The 24,437-nt window shown below is 46.4% G+C and carries 21 protein-coding genes; 10 read left to right on the forward strand and 11 right to left on the reverse strand.

Annotation, left to right across the window (positions count from 1 at the left end; translation table 11 throughout):
• Positions 1-18 precede the first annotated feature (18 nt).
• The 4 genes from A9236_RS03930 to A9236_RS03945 are packed head-to-tail and all read right to left on the reverse strand — an operon-like array spanning position 19 to position 6,246.
• A complete protein-coding gene (locus tag A9236_RS03930; RefSeq protein WP_071467796.1) occupies positions 19-2,145 on the reverse strand; it encodes a M3 family metallopeptidase in 2,127 nt (708 codons plus the stop codon).
• 18 nt (positions 2,146-2,163) lie between these two features.
• A complete protein-coding gene (gene folD, locus A9236_RS03935) occupies positions 2,164-3,018 on the reverse strand; it encodes a bifunctional methylenetetrahydrofolate dehydrogenase/methenyltetrahydrofolate cyclohydrolase FolD (RefSeq protein ID WP_071467797.1) in 855 nt (284 codons plus the stop codon).
• Positions 3,019-3,042: 24 nt separating this feature from the next.
• Positions 3,043-3,690 carry a response regulator transcription factor gene (locus A9236_RS03940; RefSeq protein ID WP_071467798.1) on the reverse strand — a complete coding sequence of 216 codons (648 nt, stop codon included), beginning with the start codon at positions 3,688-3,690 and terminating at the stop codon, positions 3,043-3,045.
• Between the two features lie 36 nt (positions 3,691-3,726).
• The gene (locus A9236_RS03945; protein WP_071467799.1) at positions 3,727-6,246 is read right to left on the reverse strand and encodes a PAS domain-containing sensor histidine kinase; all 2,520 of its coding nucleotides are present in this window, start codon (positions 6,244-6,246) and stop codon (positions 3,727-3,729) included.
• A 213-nt stretch (positions 6,247-6,459) separates the two neighbouring features.
• Here A9236_RS03945 and aceE point away from each other — a divergent pair, with 213 nt between their 5' ends.
• The 3 genes from aceE to lpdA are packed head-to-tail and all read left to right on the forward strand — an operon-like array spanning position 6,460 to position 12,569.
• Complete coding sequence (gene aceE, locus A9236_RS03950; RefSeq protein ID WP_071465536.1) at positions 6,460-9,156, forward strand: pyruvate dehydrogenase (acetyl-transferring), homodimeric type; 2,697 nt, start codon at positions 6,460-6,462, stop codon at positions 9,154-9,156.
• 14 nt (positions 9,157-9,170) lie between these two features.
• Positions 9,171-10,775, forward strand: a complete 1,605-nt coding sequence (gene aceF, locus A9236_RS03955) for a dihydrolipoyllysine-residue acetyltransferase (RefSeq protein ID WP_071465537.1) — start codon at positions 9,171-9,173, stop codon at positions 10,773-10,775.
• Between the two features lie 9 nt (positions 10,776-10,784).
• Entirely contained in the window at positions 10,785-12,569 is a 1,785-nt protein-coding gene (lpdA, locus tag A9236_RS03960) for a dihydrolipoyl dehydrogenase (RefSeq protein ID WP_071465538.1), read from the forward strand.
• An 82-nt stretch (positions 12,570-12,651) separates the two neighbouring features.
• Here the strand turns inward: lpdA and A9236_RS03965 are convergent, their stop codons facing one another.
• Positions 12,652-13,026 carry a hypothetical protein gene (locus A9236_RS03965; protein ID WP_071465539.1) on the reverse strand — a complete coding sequence of 125 codons (375 nt, stop codon included), beginning with the start codon at positions 13,024-13,026 and terminating at the stop codon, positions 12,652-12,654.
• Positions 13,027-13,143: 117 nt separating this feature from the next.
• Between A9236_RS03965 and A9236_RS03970 the strand changes: the two genes are divergently transcribed.
• Genes A9236_RS03970 through A9236_RS03990 form a run of 5 tightly spaced genes read left to right on the forward strand, consistent with a single transcriptional unit; the run spans position 13,144 to position 17,560 of the window.
• Complete coding sequence (locus tag A9236_RS03970) at positions 13,144-13,809, forward strand: RraA family protein (RefSeq protein WP_071465540.1); 666 nt, start codon at positions 13,144-13,146, stop codon at positions 13,807-13,809.
• Positions 13,806-14,756 (forward strand): tripartite tricarboxylate transporter substrate binding protein, encoded by a 951-nt coding sequence (locus A9236_RS03975; protein ID WP_071465541.1) that lies wholly within the window; start codon positions 13,806-13,808, stop codon positions 14,754-14,756. The genes A9236_RS03970 and A9236_RS03975 overlap by 4 nt, the downstream gene beginning before the upstream one ends.
• Positions 14,757-14,761: 5 nt before the next feature.
• Positions 14,762-15,727, forward strand: a complete 966-nt coding sequence (locus A9236_RS03980; RefSeq protein ID WP_071465542.1) for a tripartite tricarboxylate transporter substrate binding protein — start codon at positions 14,762-14,764, stop codon at positions 15,725-15,727.
• A 13-nt stretch (positions 15,728-15,740) separates the two neighbouring features.
• A complete protein-coding gene (locus A9236_RS03985) occupies positions 15,741-16,520 on the forward strand; it encodes a transporter substrate-binding domain-containing protein (protein ID WP_071467800.1) in 780 nt (259 codons plus the stop codon).
• A 20-nt stretch (positions 16,521-16,540) separates the two neighbouring features.
• Positions 16,541-17,560, forward strand: coding sequence for an amidohydrolase family protein (locus A9236_RS03990; RefSeq protein ID WP_071465544.1), 1,020 nt, complete (start codon positions 16,541-16,543; stop codon positions 17,558-17,560).
• 57 nt (positions 17,561-17,617) lie between these two features.
• On the opposite strand, the gene A9236_RS03995 is transcribed toward A9236_RS03990, so the two are convergent.
• Positions 17,618-18,163, reverse strand: a complete 546-nt coding sequence (locus A9236_RS03995) for a phasin family protein (protein WP_071465545.1) — start codon at positions 18,161-18,163, stop codon at positions 17,618-17,620.
• 218 nt (positions 18,164-18,381) lie between these two features.
• Between A9236_RS03995 and A9236_RS04000 the strand changes: the two genes are divergently transcribed.
• Both A9236_RS04000 and A9236_RS04005 read left to right on the forward strand, forming a co-directional pair.
• The gene (locus tag A9236_RS04000) at positions 18,382-19,269 is read left to right on the forward strand and encodes a DMT family transporter (protein ID WP_071465546.1); all 888 of its coding nucleotides are present in this window, start codon (positions 18,382-18,384) and stop codon (positions 19,267-19,269) included.
• A 118-nt stretch (positions 19,270-19,387) separates the two neighbouring features.
• On the forward strand, positions 19,388-20,392 hold the full coding sequence (locus A9236_RS04005; RefSeq protein ID WP_071465547.1) for a serine hydrolase: 1,005 nt from the start codon (positions 19,388-19,390) through the stop codon (positions 20,390-20,392).
• A gap of 10 nt (positions 20,393-20,402) precedes the next feature.
• Here the strand turns inward: A9236_RS04005 and A9236_RS04010 are convergent, their stop codons facing one another.
• From A9236_RS04010 to A9236_RS04030, 5 genes are all read right to left on the reverse strand, one after another.
• Positions 20,403-21,227, reverse strand: coding sequence for an IclR family transcriptional regulator (locus A9236_RS04010; protein ID WP_071465548.1), 825 nt, complete (start codon positions 21,225-21,227; stop codon positions 20,403-20,405).
• A gap of 121 nt (positions 21,228-21,348) precedes the next feature.
• Positions 21,349-22,383: a quinone-dependent dihydroorotate dehydrogenase gene (locus tag A9236_RS04015; RefSeq protein WP_071465549.1), complete on the reverse strand. Its 1,035-nt coding sequence runs from the start codon at positions 22,381-22,383 to the stop codon at positions 21,349-21,351.
• Between the two features lie 9 nt (positions 22,384-22,392).
• On the reverse strand, positions 22,393-23,139 hold the full coding sequence (locus tag A9236_RS04020) for an arginyltransferase (RefSeq protein ID WP_071465550.1): 747 nt from the start codon (positions 23,137-23,139) through the stop codon (positions 22,393-22,395).
• Positions 23,136-23,873 carry a leucyl/phenylalanyl-tRNA--protein transferase gene (gene aat, locus A9236_RS04025; protein WP_083393491.1) on the reverse strand — a complete coding sequence of 246 codons (738 nt, stop codon included), beginning with the start codon at positions 23,871-23,873 and terminating at the stop codon, positions 23,136-23,138. Before aat ends, A9236_RS04020 begins: the two co-directional genes overlap by 4 nt.
• Before the next feature lie 9 nt (positions 23,874-23,882).
• On the reverse strand, positions 23,883-24,437 hold the full coding sequence (locus A9236_RS04030) for an NUDIX hydrolase (protein WP_071465551.1): 555 nt from the start codon (positions 24,435-24,437) through the stop codon (positions 23,883-23,885).

The raw sequence follows: 24,437 nt of genomic DNA on the forward strand, positions 1-24,437 counted from the left end.
GCGAGATGTATTTTCTAATTAAGCCAATCCACCGTGCCGGAGTAACGCATCAATACTGGGCTCTCTACCGCGGAATGCCTTAAAGGATTCAGCAGCAGGGCGGCTACCACCAACCTCCAGAATTTCTTCTCTGTAGCGAGTTCCTGTTTGAGGATCAAGTACTGAGCCAGTGAGTTTGGAGGCCTCTTCAAAGGCTGAATAGGCATCAGCTGATAAAACCTCAGCCCACTTATAACTGTAGTAACCCGCTGCATAACCACCAGCAAAGATATGGCTAAAAGTATTAATCCAGCGTGAAATCTCGGGCTGAGGAATGACATTAAAGTCAGCAGCTATTTTTCTGGATAGTTCGAGCACAGCTTGCCCTTGTGCATCTTTTGCATCAAAGTGTGAGTGCAATCTCCAATCGGTTAATGACATCACAATTTGACGCAAGGTCATCAAACCATTCTGGAAATTCTTAGCAGCCAGGATCTTTTCAAATAACTCACGTGGAAGGGATTCGCCTGTTTCCACATGTGCCGTCATTTTTTCAAGCACCTCCCATTCCCAGCAGAAGTTTTCCATAAATTGACTTGGCAACTCCACGGCATCCCATTCAACGCCGTTAATCCCTGAGACGCCTAAGGCACCAACTTGAGTAAGCAGATGGTGTAGTCCATGACCACTTTCATGAAAGAGGGTAATGACATCATCATGGGTGATGGTGGGCTGACGTAAGATGCCATCAACCTTAACGGGTGGTGCAAAGTTACATACCAAATACGCTACTGGCACCTGAATCTCGCCATTAGGTAGCTCTCTGCGGCCGCGAGCATCATCCATCCAGGCACCGCCACGTTTGCCGGGGCGGGCATAGGGGTCTAAATAAAAATAAGCCCTTATTTTTCCTGTTTGATCTTTTACGGCAAAGGATTGCACATCAGCATGCCAAGTGGGCAGGTCAGCAGATTCAATTTTGACGCCAAACAATGTCTGGATAACGTCAAATAAACCATCCAATACTTTTGGAAGCGGGAAATATTGCTTGAGCTCATTCTCTGAGAATGCATAACGCGCTTGCTTTAAGCGCTCGGCTGCAAAAGCAGTATCCCAAGGTTGCAACCCATCATTTAAGCCCAATTCAGTCTTGGCAAATTCACAAAGTTCTTTCCAGTCCCTTTGAGCGAATGGTTTCGACTTGCTAGCAAAGTTCGTGAGGAAGAGGTCAACCTCATCTACGGTATTGGCCATTTTCGGCGCCAAGCTGAGCGCTGCAAAATTAGCATAGCCAAGCATGCGTGCTTCTTCATCACGTAAGCGCAATTGATCGAGCATGTTCTGTGTGTTATCCCAATCCAGCTTGCCTTTGGCATATTCAGGCGCAAGCTCAGACGAGCGGGTCACATAGGCCTCGTACATCAGGCGACGCAGCGCTCGATTCTCCGAGTATTGCATTACTGGGTAGTAGGACGGGAAGTGCAGGGTGAACGCCCAGCCTTGCAGGTTCTTTTGCTCTGCGGTGTCGGCCGCCGCTGCTTTGACATCTTCCGGGAGGCCGATCAGATCGGCTTCATTGCTAATGAGGTGCACAAATCCATCGGTGGCATCTAAGACATGATCTGAAAATGCCTTGCCTAGAATGGCTTGTTCATCCTGAATCTGTGAGAAGCGTGGCTTATCAGCATCACTGAGTTCTGCACCTCCAAGCCGGAAGTCTCGCATAGAGTTTTCAATCACTTTTTTCTGCGCACGATTGAGTTTGGCGAACTCAGGACTCTTGCTCAGTTCTTTGAACTTTTGATAGAGCGCTAAGTTTTGTCCAAGACTAGAAAAGAATGCGGTGACCTCGGGAAGCATCACGCCATATGCGACTCTTAGCTCAGGGGTATCAGCAACGCTATTGAGATGAGAGATCACACTCCAAGATCTACCTAGAGCTTCCGTTGCATCTTCCAAAGGCTCCGCTAATTGATCCCAGGTCGATGGCGTCTTTGAGTCGGTCGCGAGGTCAACTGCATCCTGAGCATGCTTGAGCAAATACTCAATTGCTGGAGTGATGTGTTCGGGCTTAACTTCAGAGTAAGCGGCAATCCCACGACCAAAGGTCAACAGGGGATTATTTTGTAGAGCAGGGGGGAGGGTATTTTTGAGGGATGTAGTCATCCCTCTAGCTTAATGGATCTATGGCTTGGCTGCTTTTTCAGCAGCCTCCAAAGTATTCATGAGGAGCATGGTGATAGTCATAGGGCCGACACCACCGGGAACGGGGGTAATCCAACCAGCGACATACTTGGCAGTATCGAAATCGACGTCACCACAAAGCTTACCGTCGGGTAGGCGATTAATACCCACATCAATAACTACAGCACCATTTTTAACCATATCACCGGAGATCATCTTGGGTTTGCCAGTGGCAACCACCAGGATGTCCGCATCTTTGGTGTGGTGGGCTAGATCACGGGTCTTACTGTTGCAAATCGTGACTGTTGCTCCAGCTTGCAGGAGCAACATAGCCATAGGTTTGCCCACAATATTGGATGCGCCAATAATGACTGCACGAGCACCACGGATTGGGTAATCAATACTTTCGAGAATCTTCATGCATCCATAAGGAGTACAGGGCTTGAATTCTGGTTGGCCAACCATGAGGGCACCAGCATTAGCAACATGGAAACCATCAACATCCTTTTCTGGAGCGATCGCTTCGAGTACGCGCTCAGCAGCAATATGTTCGGGTAGCGGTAACTGCACCAAAATCCCATGAATTGCAGGATCGGCATTTAAGGTGGCGATACGGGCAAGCAACTCTTCTTCCCCCAATTCAGCAGAGTAGCGTTCGAGAATAGAGTGAAAGCCCACCTCTTCACAGGCTTTGACTTTGTTACGAACGTACACTTGGCTGGCGGGATTTTCACCAACAACGATTACTGCTAGACCTGGGCGAACTCCTTTAGCAGTAACAATGGCGCCACGCGCAGCAATCTCTGCGCGCAGTTTCTTAGAGAGGACGTTTCCGTCGAGTAATTGAGCAGGCATTGCGGTTAGTGATTGAGACAAAGATTAATTCGGTTGTGGATCAGATAGAGCAAGGCGCAGGAGGTCAGCTACTGTATTGACATTTAGCTTTTCCATAATGTTGGCGCGGTGTGCCTCAACCGTTTTAATGGAGATGCCAAGGTCATCAGCAATTTGCTTATTCAGGCGACCAGCAACAATGCGCTCCAAAACTTGACGCTCACGACCTGTGAGTTTGCTAAGCAAGCTTTGGGTAATCTTGCGTTGGCTAGCTTGTGAGTAATCAACCCGTGCTTTAGCAAGCATGCGATCAACCAACCCACACAGGTCATTTTCTTTAAAAGGTTTTTCGATGAAATCGACGGCACCACGTTTCATAGTAGAAACTGCCATCGAGACATCACCGTGACCAGTAATGAAGGCCACAGGCATTGGTAAATTTTCGCTAATCAAGCGCTCTTGTAATTCAAGACCAGACATTCCGGGCATACGTACATCCAGAATGGCGCAAGAGATCGTAGACTTATCCGTACTTTGCAAAGACTGCAAGAAACGTTCGGCGCTTGCATGGCAGCGGACTACATAACCATTGCTTTCAAGAAGCCAAGTAAGTGAGTCACGTACTGCTTCGTCATCATCAACGACGTAGACAACTTCTGCCTGATTTGGTTTGGTGCTAGCGCTTAAGTTCATTTTGGGTCTCGCAAGATAATTCGATTGGTAAGGCCATTAAACATTACCCGTAGTTTCAGGGGATTCCAAGGGTATCTGTATTGTAAAGGTGCAGCCGGCCAGCTTAGTGTGTTCCGCATCCATGGTGTTGGTGGCCCAAAGTCGACCATGATGGGATTCAATAATAGAGCGGCAAATATTGAGCCCCATACCCATTCCATCCGATTTGGTGCTGAAAAAGGGCTCAAACATGCGCTGTGAGACCGATTCTGCAATCCCAGCCCCGCCATCGCTGACTTGGATGCGGAGCATGGCTGGAAAAATGCTGGTGTCTAGATCAGCACTAATTTTGACGGGAGGGGCCGACCAGCGAGAGGAGAGGGGGTAGGCCTCTCTCGTGCTGTCCAAGCCATTTTTCAGTAGATTAACCAAAACCTGCAGGATTAATACAGGATCAATATCCACTTCAGGCAGATTTTCCGCCAACTCAGACGCAATAGTGAGGCGATGACGGTGCGCTTCAATTTCAACCAAGCCAACGGCATCATTGATGATGTCGCTAATGGCGGTCAATTTGCGTTGAGGCTCGCTGCGTTTTACAAAACCACGAATGCGTTGAATGATGGTTCCTGCGCGATGCGCTTGGGCGGATGCTTTCTCGAGCGCCGGCAAAATATCTTTAGTTAGTGCTGGATCGATGTTTCCTTCTAGTCGCTTGGCAACGCCCATGCAATAGTTTGAAATCGCTGAGAGGGGTTGATTTAGCTCATGCGCTAAGGAGGAGGCCATTTCACCCATGGTGGTTAAACGGCTAGTAAATTGCATGCGCTCTTCTTGTTGCCGAGCAATATCGTCGGCTTCTTTGCGGATGGTGATATCAGTAGCAATTAATAGCTGTGCAAGATGTCCGTCAACCCAAGGAATAAAGCGGCGTCGCACCTCATACCATTTGTTGCTGCCATCACTTAATTGCACCTCTTCAGATTCGGACTCTTGATACAGAAATGATGCTGGTATTCCGGGAGGAGAGTCCTGGAGATCCTCTGCAATATTGTGCAAAGTTTTGATATTGTTTTCTTGGTGGGCAAGTTGAAAGTGCCCTTTAGAGTCATTGCCAAAATTCTCGCGATAGAAACGATTTGCAAATAACAGTTCATCTGTCTCTAGTGACACCACAGAAACGGCTGCATCAAGACCTTCAAGCACAGTCGTGAAGCGCTCTTGCGCAGCAGCTAATTCTTCGCGGATCTTCTTAGGCTCAGAGATGTCGATTAATGAGGTGACCCAGCCAGTTTGTTTGCCCTTTTCATCAATAAGAGGGGCAATGAACGTACGCGTCTGAATTAATGAGCCGTCCCGCCTGAGAATAGCGCCTTCAATTCCCTTATTCGCATTGGCGCTGACACTTAACTGAAGAGCGCGATTCATTTTTTCCAGCAATTCATCCCGTCGTCCATCTGGCCAAAAAGGGAAGGGTGGCTTAAGGCCAATGAGCTCTTGAGCGCTCCAGCCGCTCATTTCACAAAATGCGCGATTCACATAGGTGATGCGCTTATCCATATCGTGCGCACGAATACCCACTGGGGTGGAATCTTCCATAGCATTACGAAAGTTCGTTTCAGTACGTAAATTGGCTTCCGCTTCTTGTCGCACTTGCATTTGTTTTAGAACCGACCACAAGCTCCAAATCACAAATGCGGATAATCCCAATACAACGCCAATCAACATGCGGAAAGTCAGATTGGTTGGAGGCGGGTAGGTGTCAATGCGTAAAGTCATATTTGGACTTAATACGCCAATATCTAAACTGGTTTGATTGCTAAAGGCGCGTTTGGGGACATCTCGGTCAGAGGAGATTCCAAGAACTCGGTCCTTATCGGTTAATAAGGTAAAGCGATAGTGAGCCTTTAGCTCACCAGGGATCACATCGAGTACGCCTTGGGCGGTGTAGAGAACTGCCAAAAAGCCAATGACTTCACCGCCAGCAATATTGGGGACGACTTGCCAAAAGACGGTCCTTCTCTCTTTGGCTAGCGGTTCTTCGCTGGGCAGGTTTAATGTGATGAATGGACTAAATGCAGCTCTACTGGTAACTCTGCTTAATTCAATTGCACTGATAAGGCCCTCGTTGGCAGCCTGATCATTTTGTGTTTTGCTAAACCAGTCTGTTTTGTTATTCGGTGGAATAGTCCAGATGCGCTGATTTTTTTCACTCAGCCAAATCACTTTAACTACTTCATGATTGTTAATTGCTAGATCATCTGCTTGATCTTGAACTAGCTGTTTAAGTTTTGCATCATCAGCACTGGCTGCAATTTCACGATTAATGGCGGTGAGTGACTCAAGATTATTCGCAAATCGCATCTGAATTCGTTGCTTGGCAAAGGAAAGCTCTCTAAATAGAGCTGCTTCTTGTTGATTCTTTTCTTGAAGGTGGAGCGTGCCCAAAATGATGCCCATTACTGAAGTAAAGAGCACGATGGCAAGAAGAGGGGTGTATACGAGATTAAATCCCCGTATTTTGCGGATCCATTGGAGAGGCCTAAAGATTAAGTTGTATAAAGCCGTGGATTTCATAGGAATAGCCCATTTTGCCTTATTAGGGCTAGGAAATGGGTTTCTTGACTATTGCAATAATCTTTATTTGCATCGCAATAAAATTCCATATTATGAGAAATATTATCATTATGTGGAAAATTGCTTGTTTACACCCATATACCTTCCTAGAATGTTGCCTATAAAGTGAATCACTAATGATGACGTAACTGATGTATCTATTGGAGACAAGATATGGCCGCAGTTCCAGACCAATTTTTAGGTAAACAAAATGATCAGGACGCAGATCCTGGAGAGACTCAAGAATGGTTGCAAGCCTTAGATGGCGTTATTCGCAACGAAGGTCCTGAGAGAGCTGCATATCTCATCGATCAACAAATTTCTCATGCACGAGTGAATGGGGTAAATCAACCCTTTCATGCAGAGACACCCTATATCAATACGATCCCTGTAGAAAACCAAGCGCGTTTACCGGGTGATCAAAACGTCGAGCACCGTATTCGTTCTTACACTCGTTGGAATGCAATGGCGATGGTTCTGCGTGCGAATAAAGATACCAACGTTGGTGGACATATTTCTTCATTCCAATCAGCGGCTACTTTGTATGACATTGGCTTTAATCACTTCTGGCATGCACCATCGCCAGAGCATGGTGGTGACCTGATATTTGTTCAAGGCCACTCAGCGCCCGGCGTATATGCACGTGCTTATATGTTGGGTCGCTTAAGTGATGATCAGCTGAATAATTTCCGTCAAGAGGTTGGTGGCAAAGGTATATCTAGCTATCCACATCCTTGGCTAATGCCAGACTTCTGGCAGTTCCCAACAGTATCAATGGGTCTGGGCCCCATCATGGCGATCTACCAAGCTCGCTTCATGAAGTATTTAAGAGACCGTGGATTTATTCAAGAGCAGGGTCGTAAGGTTTGGGCCTTCTTGGGTGATGGTGAAACCGATGAGCCGGAATCCCTGGGCGCGATCGGCATGGCTGGCCGCGAAAAACTCGATAACCTCATCTTTGTCGTCAACTGTAATTTGCAACGCTTAGATGGGCCAGTTCGCGGTAACGGAAAAATTATTCAAGAGCTCGAAAGTGAGTTCCGTGGTGCTGGTTGGAATGTAATTAAGGTGGTGTGGGGCGGTCAATGGGATGCTCTGTTTGCTCGTGATAAGAAGGGCATTTTGATGCAGCGCCTTGGCGAGATCGTTGACGGCCAATACCAAACCATGAAAGCCAAGAACGGTGCCTATGTACGTGAAACGGTTTTCAACACGCCCGAACTCAAAACTTTGGTTTCTGACTGGAGTGATGATGAGATTTGGCAGTTGAATCGTGGCGGTCATGATCCACATAAAGTTTATGCAGCCTTCCATGCAGCGGTAAATCATAAAGATCAGCCGACAGTGATCTTGGCACACACCATCAAGGGTTATGGTATGGGCGGTTCTGGTGAAGCAATGAATATTGCTCACCAGGCGAAGAAGATGAATGACGACGACGTTCGTCGTTTCCGCGATCGCTTTGAGATTCCCGTAAAAGATGATCAACTTGATGAAATGCCTTTAGTGAAGTTTGCTGAAGGCACTCCAGAACTCGAATACATGAAGGCGCGTCGCCAAGACTTGGGCGGCTATTTGCCACAACGTCGTATGAAAGCCGAAAGCTTGCCTGTTCCAGCATTGGATGTATTTGCACCATTGCTCGAGGCAACTTCTGAAGGCCGTGAGATTTCTACTACGATGGCATTTGTGCGCATGCTCAACACTATTGTCCGTGACAAAGTATTGGGTAAACGGGTAGTGCCAATCGTTCCGGATGAGTCCCGTACTTTTGGTATGGAAGGCATGTTCCGCCAACTCGGTATTTGGAATCAATTGGGTCAGCTCTACACACCAGAAGATCACGATCAATTGATGTTCTATAAAGAGGACAAGACTGGCCAGATTCTGCAAGAGGGTATTAATGAAGCGGGCGGTATGTGTGACTGGATCGCCGCTGCAACTTCTTACTCAACGCATGGCGTGCCAATGCTGCCGTTCTATATTTTCTACTCGATGTTTGGTTTCCAACGCATTGGCGACTTAGCTTGGGCAGCGGGTGATATGCGTAGCCGTGGTTTCTTGTTAGGTGGCACGGCAGGTAGAACCACTTTAAACGGTGAAGGCCTACAGCATGAGGATGGTCACAGCCATCTTTGGAGTGGTTCTGTTCCAAACTGCATCAGCTACGACCCAACGTTTTCCTTTGAATTAGCAGTAGTCATTCAAGATGGTATGCGTCGCATGCTTGAAGTGCAGGAAGATGTTTACTACTACGTCACTTTGATGAATGAGAACTACGCTCATCCGGCAATGCCTAAGGGTGCTGAGAAAGACATCATCAAAGGTATGTACAAATTGAAGTCTGTTGGTGATAGCAATGCTAAGTTACGCGTTCAACTCTTGGGCTCAGGTACGATTTTCCGTGAAGTGATTGAGGCAGCAGAAATACTCCAAAAAGATTGGGGTATTGCTTCTGATTTGTGGGGTTGCCCAAGCTTTACAGAGCTAGGGCGTGATTGGAACGCAGTGCACCGCGCTAATCTCTTGAATCCTACCGCGACACCAACACTGTCTCATGTTGAGAAGTGCTTAAAAGATACCTCTGGCTCGATTATTGCTGCAACTGATTATGTGCGCTTGTTTGCTGAGCAGATTCGTCCAGCGATTCAGCACATCGGTCGTCGTTACGAAGTATTGGGTACTGACGGCTTCGGTCGTTCCGATACTCGTGAAAAACTGCGCGACTTCTTTGAGGTTGATCGCCGTTGGGTCGTGATTACTGCCTTGAGATCATTGGTTGATGCAGGTCAGCTTGATCGTCAAAAATTGGCCGAAGCTATTAAGAAATATGGCATCGACATCACTAAACCAAACCCAATGACGGTTTAATACGAGATTAATTCATGAGTCAAATAATTGAAATCAAAGTTCCGGACATTGGTGACTATAAAGATGTACCTGTCATTGAGGTTCTTGTTAAGCCAGGTGATTTAGTCGAGAAAGAGCAATCTATTGTTGTTCTGGAATCTGACAAGGCCACTATGGATGTGCCCTCATCTCACTCGGGCATAGTTAAAGAAGTCAAAGTCAAGATTGGCGATAACCTTTCCGAAGGTTCTGTTGTCATTACTCTGGAAGAGGGTGCGGCAGTGTCAGCGCCAGTGATAGCTAGTGCTCCAGCTGCGGCAGTAAGTACTGCAGCACCCGTAAATTCAGGTGGCGGAGCGATTGAAATCAAAGTCCCAGATATCGGCGACTATAAAGATGTGCCTGTCATTGAAGTTTTAGTAAAAGCTGGTGATCAGGTTGAGAAAGAGCAATCTATTGTTGTTCTGGAATCAGACAAGGCCACGATGGATGTCCCTTCATCTCACTCGGGCATAGTCAAAGAAGTCAAAGTCAAAGTCGGCGATAGTCTTTCTGAGGGATCTGTTGTCGTGATTCTAGAAAGTGGATTGCCTACTTCTGCTGCGCCTGCTGCAGCCGTCCCAGCCTCTGTAGCTCCAGTAGCAAAAACAGTGGAGCCCCCCATTCCAAGAGCGCCAGCTCCTCCACCAATTAGCAATACGCCTCCGCCAGCGGATGCTGGAGTCAGTCACGCTAGTCCATCCGTACGCAAGTTTGCGCGTGAGCTCGGCGTCACCATTGCTCAAGTAAGCGGTTCTGGTCCCAAAGGGCGTATCACCCAAGAAGATGTACAAGCTTTTATAAAAGCAGCCATGAGCGGCGGCGCCGGTAGTCCAGCCGCAGCCTCAAGTGGCGGTAGCTTGGGCGGTCTGAATTTAATTCCATGGCCGAAGGTTGATTTCACGAAGTTTGGTGAGATTGAGCGTCAACCATTGAATCGCATTAAGAAACTCACTGCAGCTAACTTAGGCCGCAACTGGGTGATGATTCCTGCCGTTACTTATCACGAAGATGCTGACATTACTGATTTAGAAGCCTTCCGTGTTCTCACTAATAAAGAGAATGAGAAGAAGGGCGTCAAAATTACGATGCTCGCTTTCTTAATGAAAGCGGCTGTTGCTGCTCTAAAGAAATACCCAGAGTTCAATAGCTCACTCGACGGTGATGATCTGATTCTCAAGAAATACTTCAACATTGGCTTCGCTGCAGATACGCCGACAGGATTGGTTGTGCCAGTAATTAAAGATGCTGATAAGAAGGGCATCTTTGAATTAGCTAAAGAGACTTCTGAGTTGGCTGCCCTTGCGCGTGATGGCAAATTGAAGCCAGATCAAATGCAAGGCGCTAGCTTCACTATTTCTTCATTAGGCGGCATTGGCGGCACCTACTTCTCTCCGATTGTGAATGCACCTGAAGTGGCAATCTTAGGTGTTAGCAAAGCTGCTATGAAGCCAGTTTGGGATGGCAAGCAATTTGTGCCTCGCCTTGTTTGCCCATTATCACTCTCTGCAGATCATCGCGTGATTGATGGCGCATTGGCAACACGCTTTAATGTGTATATTGCACAACTCTTAGCCGACTTCCGTCGCGCTTCGCTGTAAGGAGGGTTTATGGCTAAGCAAACAATCCTCGTTCCAGATATTGGCGATTACTCAGATGTCCCAGTAATTGAAGTATTGATTAAAGTTGGTGATGTCATTGAAAAAGAGCAGCCCTTGCTGGTGCTTGAATCAGACAAAGCCACTATGGAAGTTCCAGCAGATGCTGCCGGAACGGTTACTAGTATTGCTGTCAAGTTGGGTGACAAAGTCAGCAAGGGAACTGTCATTGCTGAAATTGAGGCAAGTGCTGCCTCAGCGGCACCTGCTGCTATACCAGCAGCATCTACTCCGGCACAAACACCTCCGCCTGCTGCGCTAGCTCCAGCGCCAAAAGCAGGCCAGTACAGCGGCAAGGTAGATCATGAGTGTGAAGTATTGGTTCTGGGTGCAGGCCCTGGTGGTTATAGCGCGGCATTCCGTAGCGCTGACTTGGGTATGAATACCGTTCTCGTAGAGCGTTATGCCACTTTAGGTGGTGTGTGCTTGAACGTCGGCTGTATTCCATCCAAAGCATTGCTGCACACCACTTCTGTCATGGATGAAGTTAAGACTATGGCTAAACATGGCATCACCTTTGGCGCACCTAAGATTGAGATTGATCAATTGCGTGGCTATAAAGAATCCGTCATTGCCAAACTCACTGGCGGATTAGCTGGCATGGCAAAAGCACGTAAAGTAAAAGTTGTGCGTGGCTTAGGCCGTTTCTTAGACGCCAATCACGTTGAAGTGGAATTAACAGGTGGCGATGGCCAAGACTTAACAGGTCAAAAAGAAGTGGTGCGCTTTCAGAAGGCCATTATTGCGGCGGGTAGTCAACCGGTAAAGTTGCCTTTCTTGCCAGAAGATCCTCGAATTGTGGATAGCACTGGAGCACTCTTACTAAAGAGTATTCCGAAAAGAATGTTAGTTATCGGTGGCGGCATTATTGGCCTTGAGATGGCAACGGTCTATAGCACCTTGGGTTCACGTATTGATATTGCTGAGATGATGGATGGCCTCATGGCCGGCGCAGACCGTGATTTGGAAAAAGTCTGGGAGAAGTTCAATGCCGGGCGCTTTGAAAAGATCATGCTCAAGACCCGTGCTGCTAAGGCTGAAGTTAAGCCGGACGGCATACAAGTCAGTTTTGAGGGTGAGAATGCACCTTCTGAGCCACAGACCTATGATTTAGTTCTAGTTGCCGTTGGTCGCACTCCAAACGGCAAGAAGATTGCTGCTGATAAAGCAGGTGTGCAAGTCGATGAACGTGGATTTATTCCAGTTGATAAGCAAATGCGTACCAACGTCCCCAATATCTTTGCGATTGGTGACTTGGTTGGTCAACCAATGTTGGCTCATAAGGCCGTACATGAAGGGCACGTTGCAGCTGAAGCAGCAGCAGGTGAGAAATCTTACTTTGATGCCAAGCAAATTCCATCGGTTGCGTATACCGATCCAGAGGTGGCTTGGGCTGGTTTGACTGAAGAGCAGTGCAAGGTTCAAGGTATTGCCTATGAAAAAGGACTCTTTCCATGGGCTGCTAGTGGTCGTGCGATTGCCAATGGTCGTGATGAAGGTTTCACCAAATTAATCTTTGATGCTAAGACCCATCGCATTATTGGTGGTGGCATTGTCGGTACCCATGCGGGCGATCTAATTGGCGAAGTATGTCTTGCCATTGAGATGGGCGCTGATGCAGTCGATATTGGTAAAACCATTCACCCACACCCCACTTTGGGTGAGTCAGTAGGTCTTGCTGCAGAAGCAGCTCACGGTCACTGCACAGACTTGCCACCAGTCAAGAAGAAGTCCTAAAGACTTTAGCTTCCAAAGGACCACAAAAGAAAAGGCCCTGAGAGATCGGGGCTTTTTCTTTATGAATTTTAAGGATAGAAATTTAAGAAATCAGACTTGAATTTAGCTCCCGGATTCGCTCATCCACATAGTAGCCACCGGCTTCCGTATAGCGTAGGTACTTGCATCCACAATGCTTACATTCATATACCTCAGACTTGTTATAAGGGTGAAAGGCAATTGAGATCGGAGCATCCTTAGACCACATATCCGTTCCTTTAGGATGATCTTCGTCCCAGCATTCAGGAGCGTCTTCTACCCTTAGGGTGCCAATGCACTCTAGAGAGTTTGTTGTGAAGCCACCTGGGATACTTTCCCAGCCATTACAGGTGAGTGACTTACAGTCAGGGCACTTATCTTTAGGGTCAAAAGACTTGGCGATCGATAGTAATTCGTCTCTATTAAGGCTTTTGGTCATTTCAGTAAGTTTTTGTCTATAAATGTACTGAGTAAGGTATATTTTTACTAAAGAACAAATCTTAGTATATCTACGTAACAGGCGTGCATAAACTTCAAAATAAAAGAGGATGACAGTATGAGTTATGGGTACCAAATTAACCCCAGAAAAGAAGCCTTCAAGGAAGGTATTGCCGCTTTAACAGGCCTAGCCACTTCAGTGGTAAGTGATGTTCTTGGGAGAACTATTGGGGCGGTGGATATTTTGCCTGTTAATAAGTCGCCAGTATCTGTTTGCGGTAATGCAGTTACTGTAAGCGTTTGCTCCGGTGATAACTTAATGCTTCATAAGGCGCTGCAAATCCTCAAACCAGGCGACGTGTTAGTGGTAGATGGCGGTGGTGATATTTCCCGCGCCTTGTTTGGTGAAATCATGATGACCGTTGCCAAATCCAGAGGTGCGATTGGTGCGGTATTTGATGCAGCAATTCGTGATGTAGAAGCTTTTGAAAAACATCGCTTCCCTTGCTGGGCTCGCGGCGTCAATATGCGTGGTCCTTATAAGGATGGCCCAGGCAGTATTAATGTCCAAGTATCCATTGGTGGCATGGTGGTAAATCCAGGTGATGTCATTTTAGGAGACTGTGACGGCATCATTGCCTTATCTCCTAATATTGCTTTAGAGGGTGCGCGCTTAGGTAAAGAAAAAGAGGCTGTTGAGCGCAAAACCATTCAATCTATTTTGGATGGTCAATACGATGATGCTTGGATTGATGTCACTCTTAAGCAAAAGGGTGTCTTATGATGTTGCGCTTGCTAATTGCTAGCATTTTGAGCGTAGCCGCATTCTATTCACATGCTGCATATCCAGATAAATCGATTAAATTTTTAGTTCCATGGCCTCCAGGTGGAGCAACAGACCAGGTTGCCCGCATCTTGGTTCAGCCTTTGACTAAAGAGTTGGGTGTCTCAGTATTTGTTGAGAACAAAGGTGGTGCTGGTGGCAATATTGGCACTCAAGCCTTTCTTCAAGATAAGCCTGATGGCTATTCAATCTTGATGGCAACTAGCTCAACGAATGCTGCCGGCCCTCATCTATTTGCAAATCAAGGCTTTGATGCTGCAAAAGATTTCACACCAGTGGTGTTGGTATGTACGATTCCAAACATCATGGTTGTTCCGGCATCTTCGCCTTGGAATAGCTTGAAGGACTTAATGAATGATGCCAAGCAAAATCCAGGAAAATTTACTTATGGCTCTGCTGGTATTGGTGCCTCACAACATCTAGCTGGTGCGCAGTTTAAAACAGTGACAGGTTTGGATATTCGTCATGTGCCTTATAAGGGTAGTGGTCCTGCTGCAGTAGATCTAATGGCTGGCCATATCGATATGATGCTTGATACAGGCTCTATGGCTAACATAAAGGGCGGCAAACTAAAAGCCTTGGGCGTAGCATCTGATAAACGTGTTCCTGAGTTACCTAACGTGCCAACTATGAGAGAAGCAGGTGTGCCGATGGTAGCTAATGCTTGGTATGGCGTTATGCTTCCGGCAGGGGCTCCAAGGGATGTAACAGAAATGCTCAATACTGCATTCAACAAGGTGCTCAAAGATCCTGAAGTGAGAATGCGTCTCCAATCTATTGGGGCGCAAGTGGATGGTGGCTCTGTTGCGGAATTTACTAAATTCTCACAGTCAGAAATTAAGCGTTATGAAGGCATCGTCAAAATGTCAGGCGCTCCAAAGGAGTAAATCAAATGAAAAAAATTATCTTTGGCTTCTGTATTGCCATCAACTTACTATTTGCAGGCAATCTGTTGGCTCAAGACTATCCGAATAAGCCTATCAAGGTTTTAGTTGGCTATGCCCCAGGCGGTGCTGTTGACCTGGTTGCCAGGACTTTAGGACAAAGTCTATCTACTTCAATGGGGCAGCCAGTAGTCATTGAAAATAAACCAGGAGCCGGTACTAATATCGCTGTTAAGCAATTGATCGATAGTCCGCCAGATGGTTACACCTTGATGGTTGCTGCAAACGCACTTGCAGCCAATATGTCTTTGTATAAGCCTCAACCATTTGACATTGATAAAGACATCACCCCAATTGCCATGATTGGACGAGTGCCAGTGGTAATTGCAACATCAGCCGATAGTAAATATCAAAAGTTATCCGATTTAATTAAGGCCGCAAAGGCAAATCCTGATTTTATTACCTATGGGACTCCTGGTAATGGGGCGACTCCCCATATGGCTATGAAATTTTTTGAGCAAGCTGCTGGAATTTCTTTAAAGCATGTTCCTTATAAGGGTGGATCTCCTGCAATTACGGATTTGATTGGCGGTCAATTAGATTTAGTTGCAGTCAATATGTTGGAAGTGGCACCTCATGTGAAAAGTGGCAAGCTTAAGATTGTTGCCGTCATGAGTTCAAAGCGCTCACCATTATTTCCGGATGTACCGACAGTGGCAGAGTCTGGCTTCCCAGGTTTTGAAGCATCCGTTTGGTATAGCTTGATTGCGCCCGCCAAGACTCCAGCTGCAATCGTGAAGATACTCCATACTCAGGTGGAGAAAGCATTGCAATCTAAAGAGATGATAGAGCGATTGGGCTCTGTTGGGGGAGAGGTTAGTCCTGGAACAATGGCACAATTTACTGCCTACTTGAATTCAGAGCGCAAACGATACGAAAAATTGGTACGTGAAGCCAATATTCAGCCAGATTAACAAAGGTTATTGAATGACACTGTGGCGTAGCGGAAAACGAATCCTCTCAACATTATTTTGTTTGGCGTTATTTGCTTGTGCAGGCGCACCAAGTAATACTCTTGCGCCGCAGGGTAGTTTGAGAATGGGTTTGTATAAGGGTACGCCTACGTCTATTCTTCCAGCAGAGGGCTTAAAACCGATTCGAGGCATTGGATACGATCTTGGCGAAAGTCTTGCCGCACAAATCGGCTCGCAGTATACGCCAGTGGTGTTTGAAAAAAACGCTGATGTTCTATCTGCCGTAAAAAATAATGAGGTTGATCTAGTTTTTACTAATGCTAGTGCAGACCGCGCGAAATATATTACGTTTTCAAAGACGGTCATCCGGATTGAAAAAGGATTTTTAATTGGCCCGAAGAGTTCGCTGCATTCGCAAGCAGAAATTAATCGTACCAAGATTAAAATTGGCTATAGCGTAGGCAGTAATTCGCAGGCGGAGTTGCCAACTTTGATTCCGAATGCTACTTTGGTTCAGACAAGCTCAACCAAACAAGCTATTGCGATGTTGAAAACAGGGGAGATCGATGGTTTCTCTACCAATAAAGCAATTCTGTATCAGATGGCTGCCTCAGTTCCAGGTTCAAGAGTATTGCCTGATGTCATTGGATATGAAAATCTGGCTTTAGGAGCCCCGATTGCTCGCCAAGGCGCGGCTGAGTACCTCAATGAGTTTGTAGATCAAATGATGGCAAACGGAAAGCTCAAGCAATTCATACAGCATTCGGGTCTTCAAGGCGTAGCTCCGAATTAACTCATCAAAGAAAGCAATAGATGATTATTGATTGTCATGGTCATTACACAACAGCTCCAAAGGCACTCAGGGCTTGGCGTGATGCCCAAATTGAAAACCTCAATACACCTGAATTGGGGCCTAAAGTATCCGACTTAAAAATCAGTGATGACGAAATTCGTGAATCAATTGAATTAAATCAACTTGCCAGGATGAAGGAGCGGGGCATTGATGTCACCATTTTTTCTCCACAGGCGAGTTTTATGACTCACCATATTGGCGACTTTAATACCTCCGCTACATGGGCGGCTATTTGTAATGAACTTTGCTATCGAGTAACGCAGTTATTTCCTAAAAACTTTGTTGGTGCTGCAATGCTGCCACAGTCACCCGGTGTTGATACCAGTACTTGTTTGCCCGAAATGCGCAAATGTATTAATGAATATGGTTTTGTTGCTATCAACCTCAATCCTGATCCTTCTGGCGGCCATTGGCGCGATCCCCCTCTAGGCCATAGCTATTGGCATCCAATCTATCTGGAGATGATTGCTCTGGATGTGCCTGCAATGATTCATGTGAGTACAAGTTGCAATGATTGCTTTCATACGACAGGTGCGCATTACCTAAACGCAGATACCACTGCATTCATGCAATGTCTCACTTCTGATCTGTTTGCTAAGTTTCCAGCACTGCGTTTCTTGATCCCGCATGGAGGTGGAGCAGTGCCTTATCACTGGGGTCGATTTAGAGGGCTAGCAAGGGAGATGAACATCCCAGATATTCATCAAAAACTCTTAAACAATATTTATTTCGATACCTGCGTGTATCACCAGCCTGGAATTAATCTTCTGACAGAAGTCATCCCGGCTAAGAATATTTTATTTGCATCGGAAACCTTTGGAGCAGTCAAAGGAATCGACCCGGACACCGGTTTCTACTTTGACGATACCCGCCGTTATCTCAAAGCCGTTGATGGTTTAAGTCAGCAAGAGAAAGAAATGATCTTTGAGGGCAATGCCCGTAAGGTCTTTTCTAGGTTGAATGCTAGATTTCCAGCTTAAGGGTTAAATACAAAGCCCCGAGAGATCGGGGCTTTTGCGCTATAAAGCTTCTTATGATTACTTTTTCTTAGATGCTTTGCTTGCAGTTTTGCTAACGGTATCAGCTGCTGTATTGATGTTAGTTTGCGCAACTTCAACGGCATGCTTAACAGCCTTTTGACTCGTTTCATAAACGTTGTTAGCTGATGCAATTGCATGTTTGAGCGCTTGAATGGCTACATCAGAACCGGGAGGGGCATTTTTAGTCCATTCTTCAACTAGCGCATTCATTTTCTTTTGACCGGCTGCAAATTCCTTCTCAGCAGATTTAGTGAAGCTGTCTTGGGTTTCATGAGCCAATTCATATAAATGACGGCTATAAGAAATAATTTTTTCAGCGATAGGTTGAACGGTTTCTGCCTGATGAGCAAGAAGCTGTTGAATATCTTTTACTTCCAATGCTTTCTTGGCATTATTTACGCTATCACTCAAACTTTGCTTTGCGATTGCTAAATTGAGTTCAACTAATTTTTCAATGCTCTGCAGCGCTTGGTTGGTCAAGCCAGTCAGAGTTTCTAAATTGGCTTTTTGTGCCGCTGCGATTTGTTCTGGCGTTAAGTTCATCTCGGTCCCTAAGTTTGGGTGGTTTTCTTGTTTGTACTATGACCCCCCGATCAGATTGGGTCAACTAATGATTTATGCACCATTATATGGCGCTCATATGGCGATGTATCCGGTGTATTGGATGCAGGGGGTCTATGCATCAGCACAAGGGGGGGGATCTAAAAAAGAGCCTAAAATCAGTGCTTGTTCAAAAAACCAATATTTTCAGCAAGTTACTAATGAAGCTTAGCCAAGACGACCTTATTGCACCATTATTTGTATTGATTTGGAGCACTGGGTTTGTTATTGCACGTTTGGCGATGCCTTACGTAGAGCCGGCCACCTTTCTATTTTGGCGATTTATGGGTGTTATTGCGGCGATGGCAGCTTTAAGCTTAGTCTGGCGCATCACTTGGCCTAGTTGGTCTCAAATGAAGCATATTGCGGTTGCGGGGGTCTTACTTCAGTTTGGATACTTATTGGGTGTTTGGTGTGCCGTAAGACTAGGAATGACGGCTGGGCTAGTTGCCATCATTGTTGGCCTCCAGCCTATTTTGACAGCTTGGTTCGCCGCTTGGATTTCAGAGAGAGTATCGCCACGCCAATGGATAGGCTTGGGATTTGGTTTTGCTGGTGTTGCTTTGGTGGTTGCTGAAAAGATTGGTTTTGCTCACATTCCCCTGGTGAGCTATGTGCTGGCGTTTGCTGCACTGTTATCCATTACCTTTGGAACCTTGTATCAAAAGAAATACTGCCCGGTATTTGATCTACGGGCCGGCTCATCTATTCAGTTTGGCGTATCTGCCTTTCTTTGTTTCTTCTGTATGTACTTCTTCGAAACAGGTGTAATGGTTTGGAATCTTCCGGTCATTAGCGCGCTGCTATGGGCAATCTTTCCTTTGTCAATTGGCTCTATTAGCCTGCTGTTCATGATGATTCGTAAAGGGGCTGCAACTAAGGTAACCAGTTTGCTGTACTTAACCCCTCCAACTACTGCGCTAATGGCTTGGTTGTTGTTTGATGAACCTTTTACTCTGATGATGGCACTGGGCCTGTGTTTGACAATGACTGGTGTTGTGCTGGTAAACGCTCGTCAAGTCAATACCGTAGCCACGATTGCTGAGTAAGGGTGAGATAGGAATTACCTGGTGGACTGAAATAACCTAGATGGAGCGAATAATTCCGTTTTTCATCTAGAAATTAATTATCATTCCGTATGTTGAAAGTTTTGGAAGGTATTTTGGAATGCGTTTGAATCGTTTTTGGCTCTTTGCTCTTACCTTGGTGTTTGCCTGTGGCGCATTAGAAATGGCGCCAGCATTAGCCGCCAGCAAAGATAAAGATAAGCAAACCAAGAGTAGCAAGGTAGTAGTCAAGTCTCCAAAGAAGCCTAAAGCGGTTCGCGTTACAGTTACTCGTTCTAATGCACCTGTGGTAGCTGGCCCACCATCTTTGGCCACAGCTTTGGGATTACGCGGACAACGCGATGAACTCAATCTGAAATCTAGTGTTGTGATGGTGGTCAATCAAGACACAAAAGATGTGTACTTTGAAAAAAATCCTTCCGTCAGTTTGCCTATTGCATCAATCACCAAGTTAATGACTGCGATGGTAGTCCTTGATGCAAAATTGCCCATGGATGAAACCATCATCATTAATCCAGAAGACGCACACATCTATAGGCACTCACGCTTAGCAGAGGGTACTGTTCTCACGCGTGAGGATGCATTACATCTTGCCCTTATGTCCTCTGAGAACCGCGCCGCCTATACCTTAGCCAGAAACTACCCGGGTGGTCTGCCGGCGTTTATTTCTGCCATGAACCATAAGGCAAAAGATATAGGAATGGATCACACTCACTTTGAAGATCCAACTGGTTTGACGAGTGAGAATGTGGCATCTGCTGAAGATTTAACTCGCATGCTTAATGCAGCTTATCAATATAAAGTGATCCGTGAGTTTTCAACTTGGCCAGATATGACTATGGTCATTGCCGGTCGCCCACAAAAATTCTTGAACACTAATCGTCTGGTGCGTTCAGGAGATATGGATATTGGCTTGCAAAAAACAGGATTTATTAATGCGGCCGGTAGATGTTTGGTGATGCAGGCTAAGGTGAATAACACGCCACTGCTATTGGTGTTCTTAGATTCTGTTGGTACTCAATCCCGTTTTGCTGATGCAGTACGTGTACGTGATTGGTATGAGCGTATGCCTTCAGGCGCGCAGCCAATTCGTCGCTTAATGTAATGAGATTGAGCTAGGCGGATGTGCCTGGCTCAGTAGATTTAGGTTTATAGCCCATGCCCTTGGAGATCTGTAGGGCAGTGTCCTGCAGCGATCGCAGCCAATCGGCTTGAATACGATCGGTTGGAGCGCTCAGTGACAAACCGGCGACTAATTTTCCAGTGTCATCCAAAATAGCTGCGGCAAGACAACTTACGCCGAGTTCTAATTCTTCATCATCCCGTGCATTGCCAACCCGGCGCACATGATTCAATTCAGATTCGAGCTTTGCTAAGTCTGTAATGCTGTTGCGAGTGTGGCCTGACAGCCCTGTACGGGTGACATACGCACGAACTTGATTAGCATCATCGCTAGCTAAGAATAGTTTTCCAACTGAGGTTAGGTGTAGGGGCGCTCTTCCGCCAATAGCACGCACAACCTGCATGCCGGACCGTTCGCTATAGGCGCGATCAACATAAACAATTTCATCGCCTTGGCGCACGGAAAGATTAACAGTCTCGCCAGTTAGCTTATGCAGAGTACGCATTGGTACTTGCGCAGCTTCACGCACAGACAGTCTTGCCTTCACCAAATTACCTAGCTCCAGCAGTTTTAATCCCAGGCGATAAGTGCCGCCATCACCGCGCTCAACTAGTCTGCAGGCAACCATGTCATTCAGAATGCGATGAGCAGTAGAAGGGTGGAGACCAGTCTGCTCCGCTAGGTTTTTAAGGCTGCTGGATTCTTCATGCTCGGCTAAGGCATCGAGCAAATTCATCATGCGCTCCACTACCTGGATAGCTGTTTTAGCAACTTCCCCGGTGGATTTAGAGGTTTTGACAGTTTTGCTTGAATTCATAGGGTTTATTGTAGCGATTCCATGCCATATTGCATATTATGAAATGCAATCTAATAGAAAAAGAGCCCCATGAGCACGCTCTTGGTGCGATTCGTGCAAATGAAATGCGCTATTGAGGTATCTAAGACTGCCTTAAGGCTTTTGCGCACTCATTGACAAGATCTGGGCCTCGATAGATTAAGCCGCTGTAGAGCTGCACTAAGCTTGCTCCTGCCATGATCTTTTCTCTTGCATCAGCGCCCGACAAAATACCACCTACACCAATAATGGGTAAGTGATTACCAAGTCGTGCCTTAAGTGCTTTGATGACGACGTTGGATGCAATACGAACAGGCGCACCTGAAAGCCCACCCATTTCCTCGCCATGCTGCATGCCTTGAACTGCATCTCGTGCAATGGTTGTATTGGTGGCAATCACAGCATCTATTCCGAACTCCATTAAGAGATCAGCAATCAGGTGAATGTCACCTTGATCAAGATCGGGGGCAATTTTCAGAAATAGGGGTTTGCGAACGCCATAGCGATCACTCAAACGTTTTCTTGCATCATCTAAGCTGCCCAGCAATGCACGCAACATTTCTTCTCCCTGCAGTGCACGCAGATTCTGAGTATTAGGTGAAGAGATATTCACGGTAATGTAGGTGGCAACGTCATATACAGCCTCCATCGCCTGCACATAGTCGCTAGCCGCATTCTCAATGGGCGTAGTCGCATTCTTGCCAATGTTTAAGCCTAGTACGCCGCCATCTTGCCAAAAGCGTGAATGACGCACACGTGTCACGCATGCTTCTACACCATCATTATTAAAGCCCATGCGATTAATGATGGCCTGTGCTTCTGGTAAGCGAAACATCCGTGGTTTTGGATTCCCTGCTTGTGGGCGCGGAGTGACCGTACCAATTTCTAAAAAACCAAATCCGAGTGCGGCAAGCGAATCAATATGTTTGCCATCCTTATCTAGGCCCGCAGCTAGACCGACTGGATTGGGAAAGGTAATACCACAAAGTTTCTGTGGATCAGTAATTGGTTTTGTAATCAACTGATTCAACAAGCCCCAACGCTGAGCACGATCTAAATTGCTGAGGGTAAGGTCGTGGGCTTTTTCTGGGTCAAGACAAAAAAGCCAAGGGCGTAAAAGAGAATAGCGATCGATCATGGGTAGATATTATGAACCAGTCAGTGGTTGCCAATGATCGTCGATTAGTCCTTCCATTGGCTGAAACTTGGCCTTGTAGGACATCTTTTCACTCTCTTGAATATAGTAACCAAGATAAAGGTAAGGAAGGTGTAGTACTCGCGCCTGCTCCACTTGCCAGAGGATGCTGTAGCTACCAAAGCTAGCGGAGCTATCAGTGGCATCGTAGAAGGTATACACCGAGGAAATGCCTTGTTCCAAAATATCAATCATGCTCACCATTCGAAGGCGACCAGGATGTGGATCATGAGGCCCATCTCTAAACTCAACAATCCGAGAGTTGACACGGCTTTGCAATAAAAATTGCATGTACTGATCTTGGTCATCGCTATCCATGTCACCACCGGCATGGCGTTCGTTCTGATAGCGCTGATAGAGTTGATAGTGTTCTTCTTGATAACCTAAGTTGAGAACAAAGGCCTCTAGGCCAGCATGCTTTTTCCAGGCCCGCTTTTGACTGCGCGTAGGGGTAAATTGATCCACCAAAATGCGGGTAGCAATACAAGCCTTGCATTCATCACAATATGGGCGGTAGGTATACAGACCGCTGCGACGAAATCCTGCATTTAAAAGCTCGTTATAGACATCGGCATGAATGAGGTGTGAGGGTGTAGCGACTTGAGAGCGGGCAGTCTTACTTGGCAGGTAACTGCATGGGTATGGAGCAGTTGCATAAAACTGCAGAGCGGTTAAGGGTAGTTCTTTAAGCCGTGTCATAGCCAGTAAGTCAGAATATTCTTATCAAAATCCCAAGGTTTCTTAATATTAGTTTGATTTAAGGATATTTGCAGTTGCTGCAAAAATAACTGCCTGGAGATTGGTGCAGCGCCCAGGGAGTCTAGATGGGCTGTCTCTTGTTGGCAATCAATCATGGCTACCTGATTCTGTGCGCACCAGGCACATAGCGCTGCCAAGGCCATTTTGGAGGCATTGGGTTTGCGGCTAAACATGGATTCTCCGAAGACCATACCTCCAATAGCGACGCAGTACAAGCCGCCAATCAGATCGTCGTTCTCAATCAGAGCAATGCTATGAGCAAAGCCTTCTTCATGAATTGTCGTATAAGCATCCATGATTTCATGGGTGATCCACGTGCCGTCTTGATCCTTTCGGTCGCTGGTAGCGCATGCCCGAATGACTGAGCCAAAATCAGCATCTACTACTAGTTGGCTTTGAGAATCTTGGCAAAAGTGGCGAATATTTTTTCTTAAAGACTCGCTGCATTTGAAGTTAGTCGGTTTTAAAACCATGCGGGGATGGGGAGACCACCATAAAACGGGTTGCTTATCCGAGTACCAGGGAAAGATGCCCAGTTGGTAGGCTTGCAATAGTTGGCCAGGATAAATGCGCTCGCTGACCGCAATGAGTCCAGGAACGCTTGGATCGGGATCTGCTGTTAGCAGCGGATTCGGAAAGGAATCGTTTGGCCCTAGCCAAGTAATTTGACTCATGTTACGGAATTAAATTCTCTCTGAAGGGAGAACATCGCGACTGCGTACATGAAACTCTCCATCAAGCACGCCAGCTGCGCGATCGGCAAAGAACCATTCCAGAGTTTGTTTAACAGTGGGAAAAGCTAATTCGCCCCAAGGGATTTCATGTTCATGAAAAAGAGCTACTTCAAGACTCTCTTCTCCAACTGAAAACTCAGATGTGTGCATTTTCGCAAGGTAAAAAAGATGCACCTGTTCCGCATGGGGAACATTGAGCAATGAGTAGAGCGGGCCAATTTCTACAGTAGCACCGGCCTCTTCTAGTGTTTCTCGTGCTGCGCCATGACTTGTACTTTCACCCAACTCCATAAAGCCGGCCGGCAATGTCCAATAGCCATGACGGGGTTCAATTGCACGCCGACACAATAAAACTTGATTGCCAAATACGGGGATGCTGCCAACGACATTTCTAGGATTTTGATAATGGATGCTGCTACAGGCTTCGCATACATGACGCTCACGAGAATCATCTGCAGGGATCTTGATTGTTAAGGGTGCAGCGCAGTTGGGGCAATACTTCAT

The organism is Polynucleobacter sp. QLW-P1DATA-2 (genome assembly GCF_001870365.1).
Lineage (GTDB): Bacteria > Pseudomonadota > Gammaproteobacteria > Burkholderiales > Burkholderiaceae > Polynucleobacter.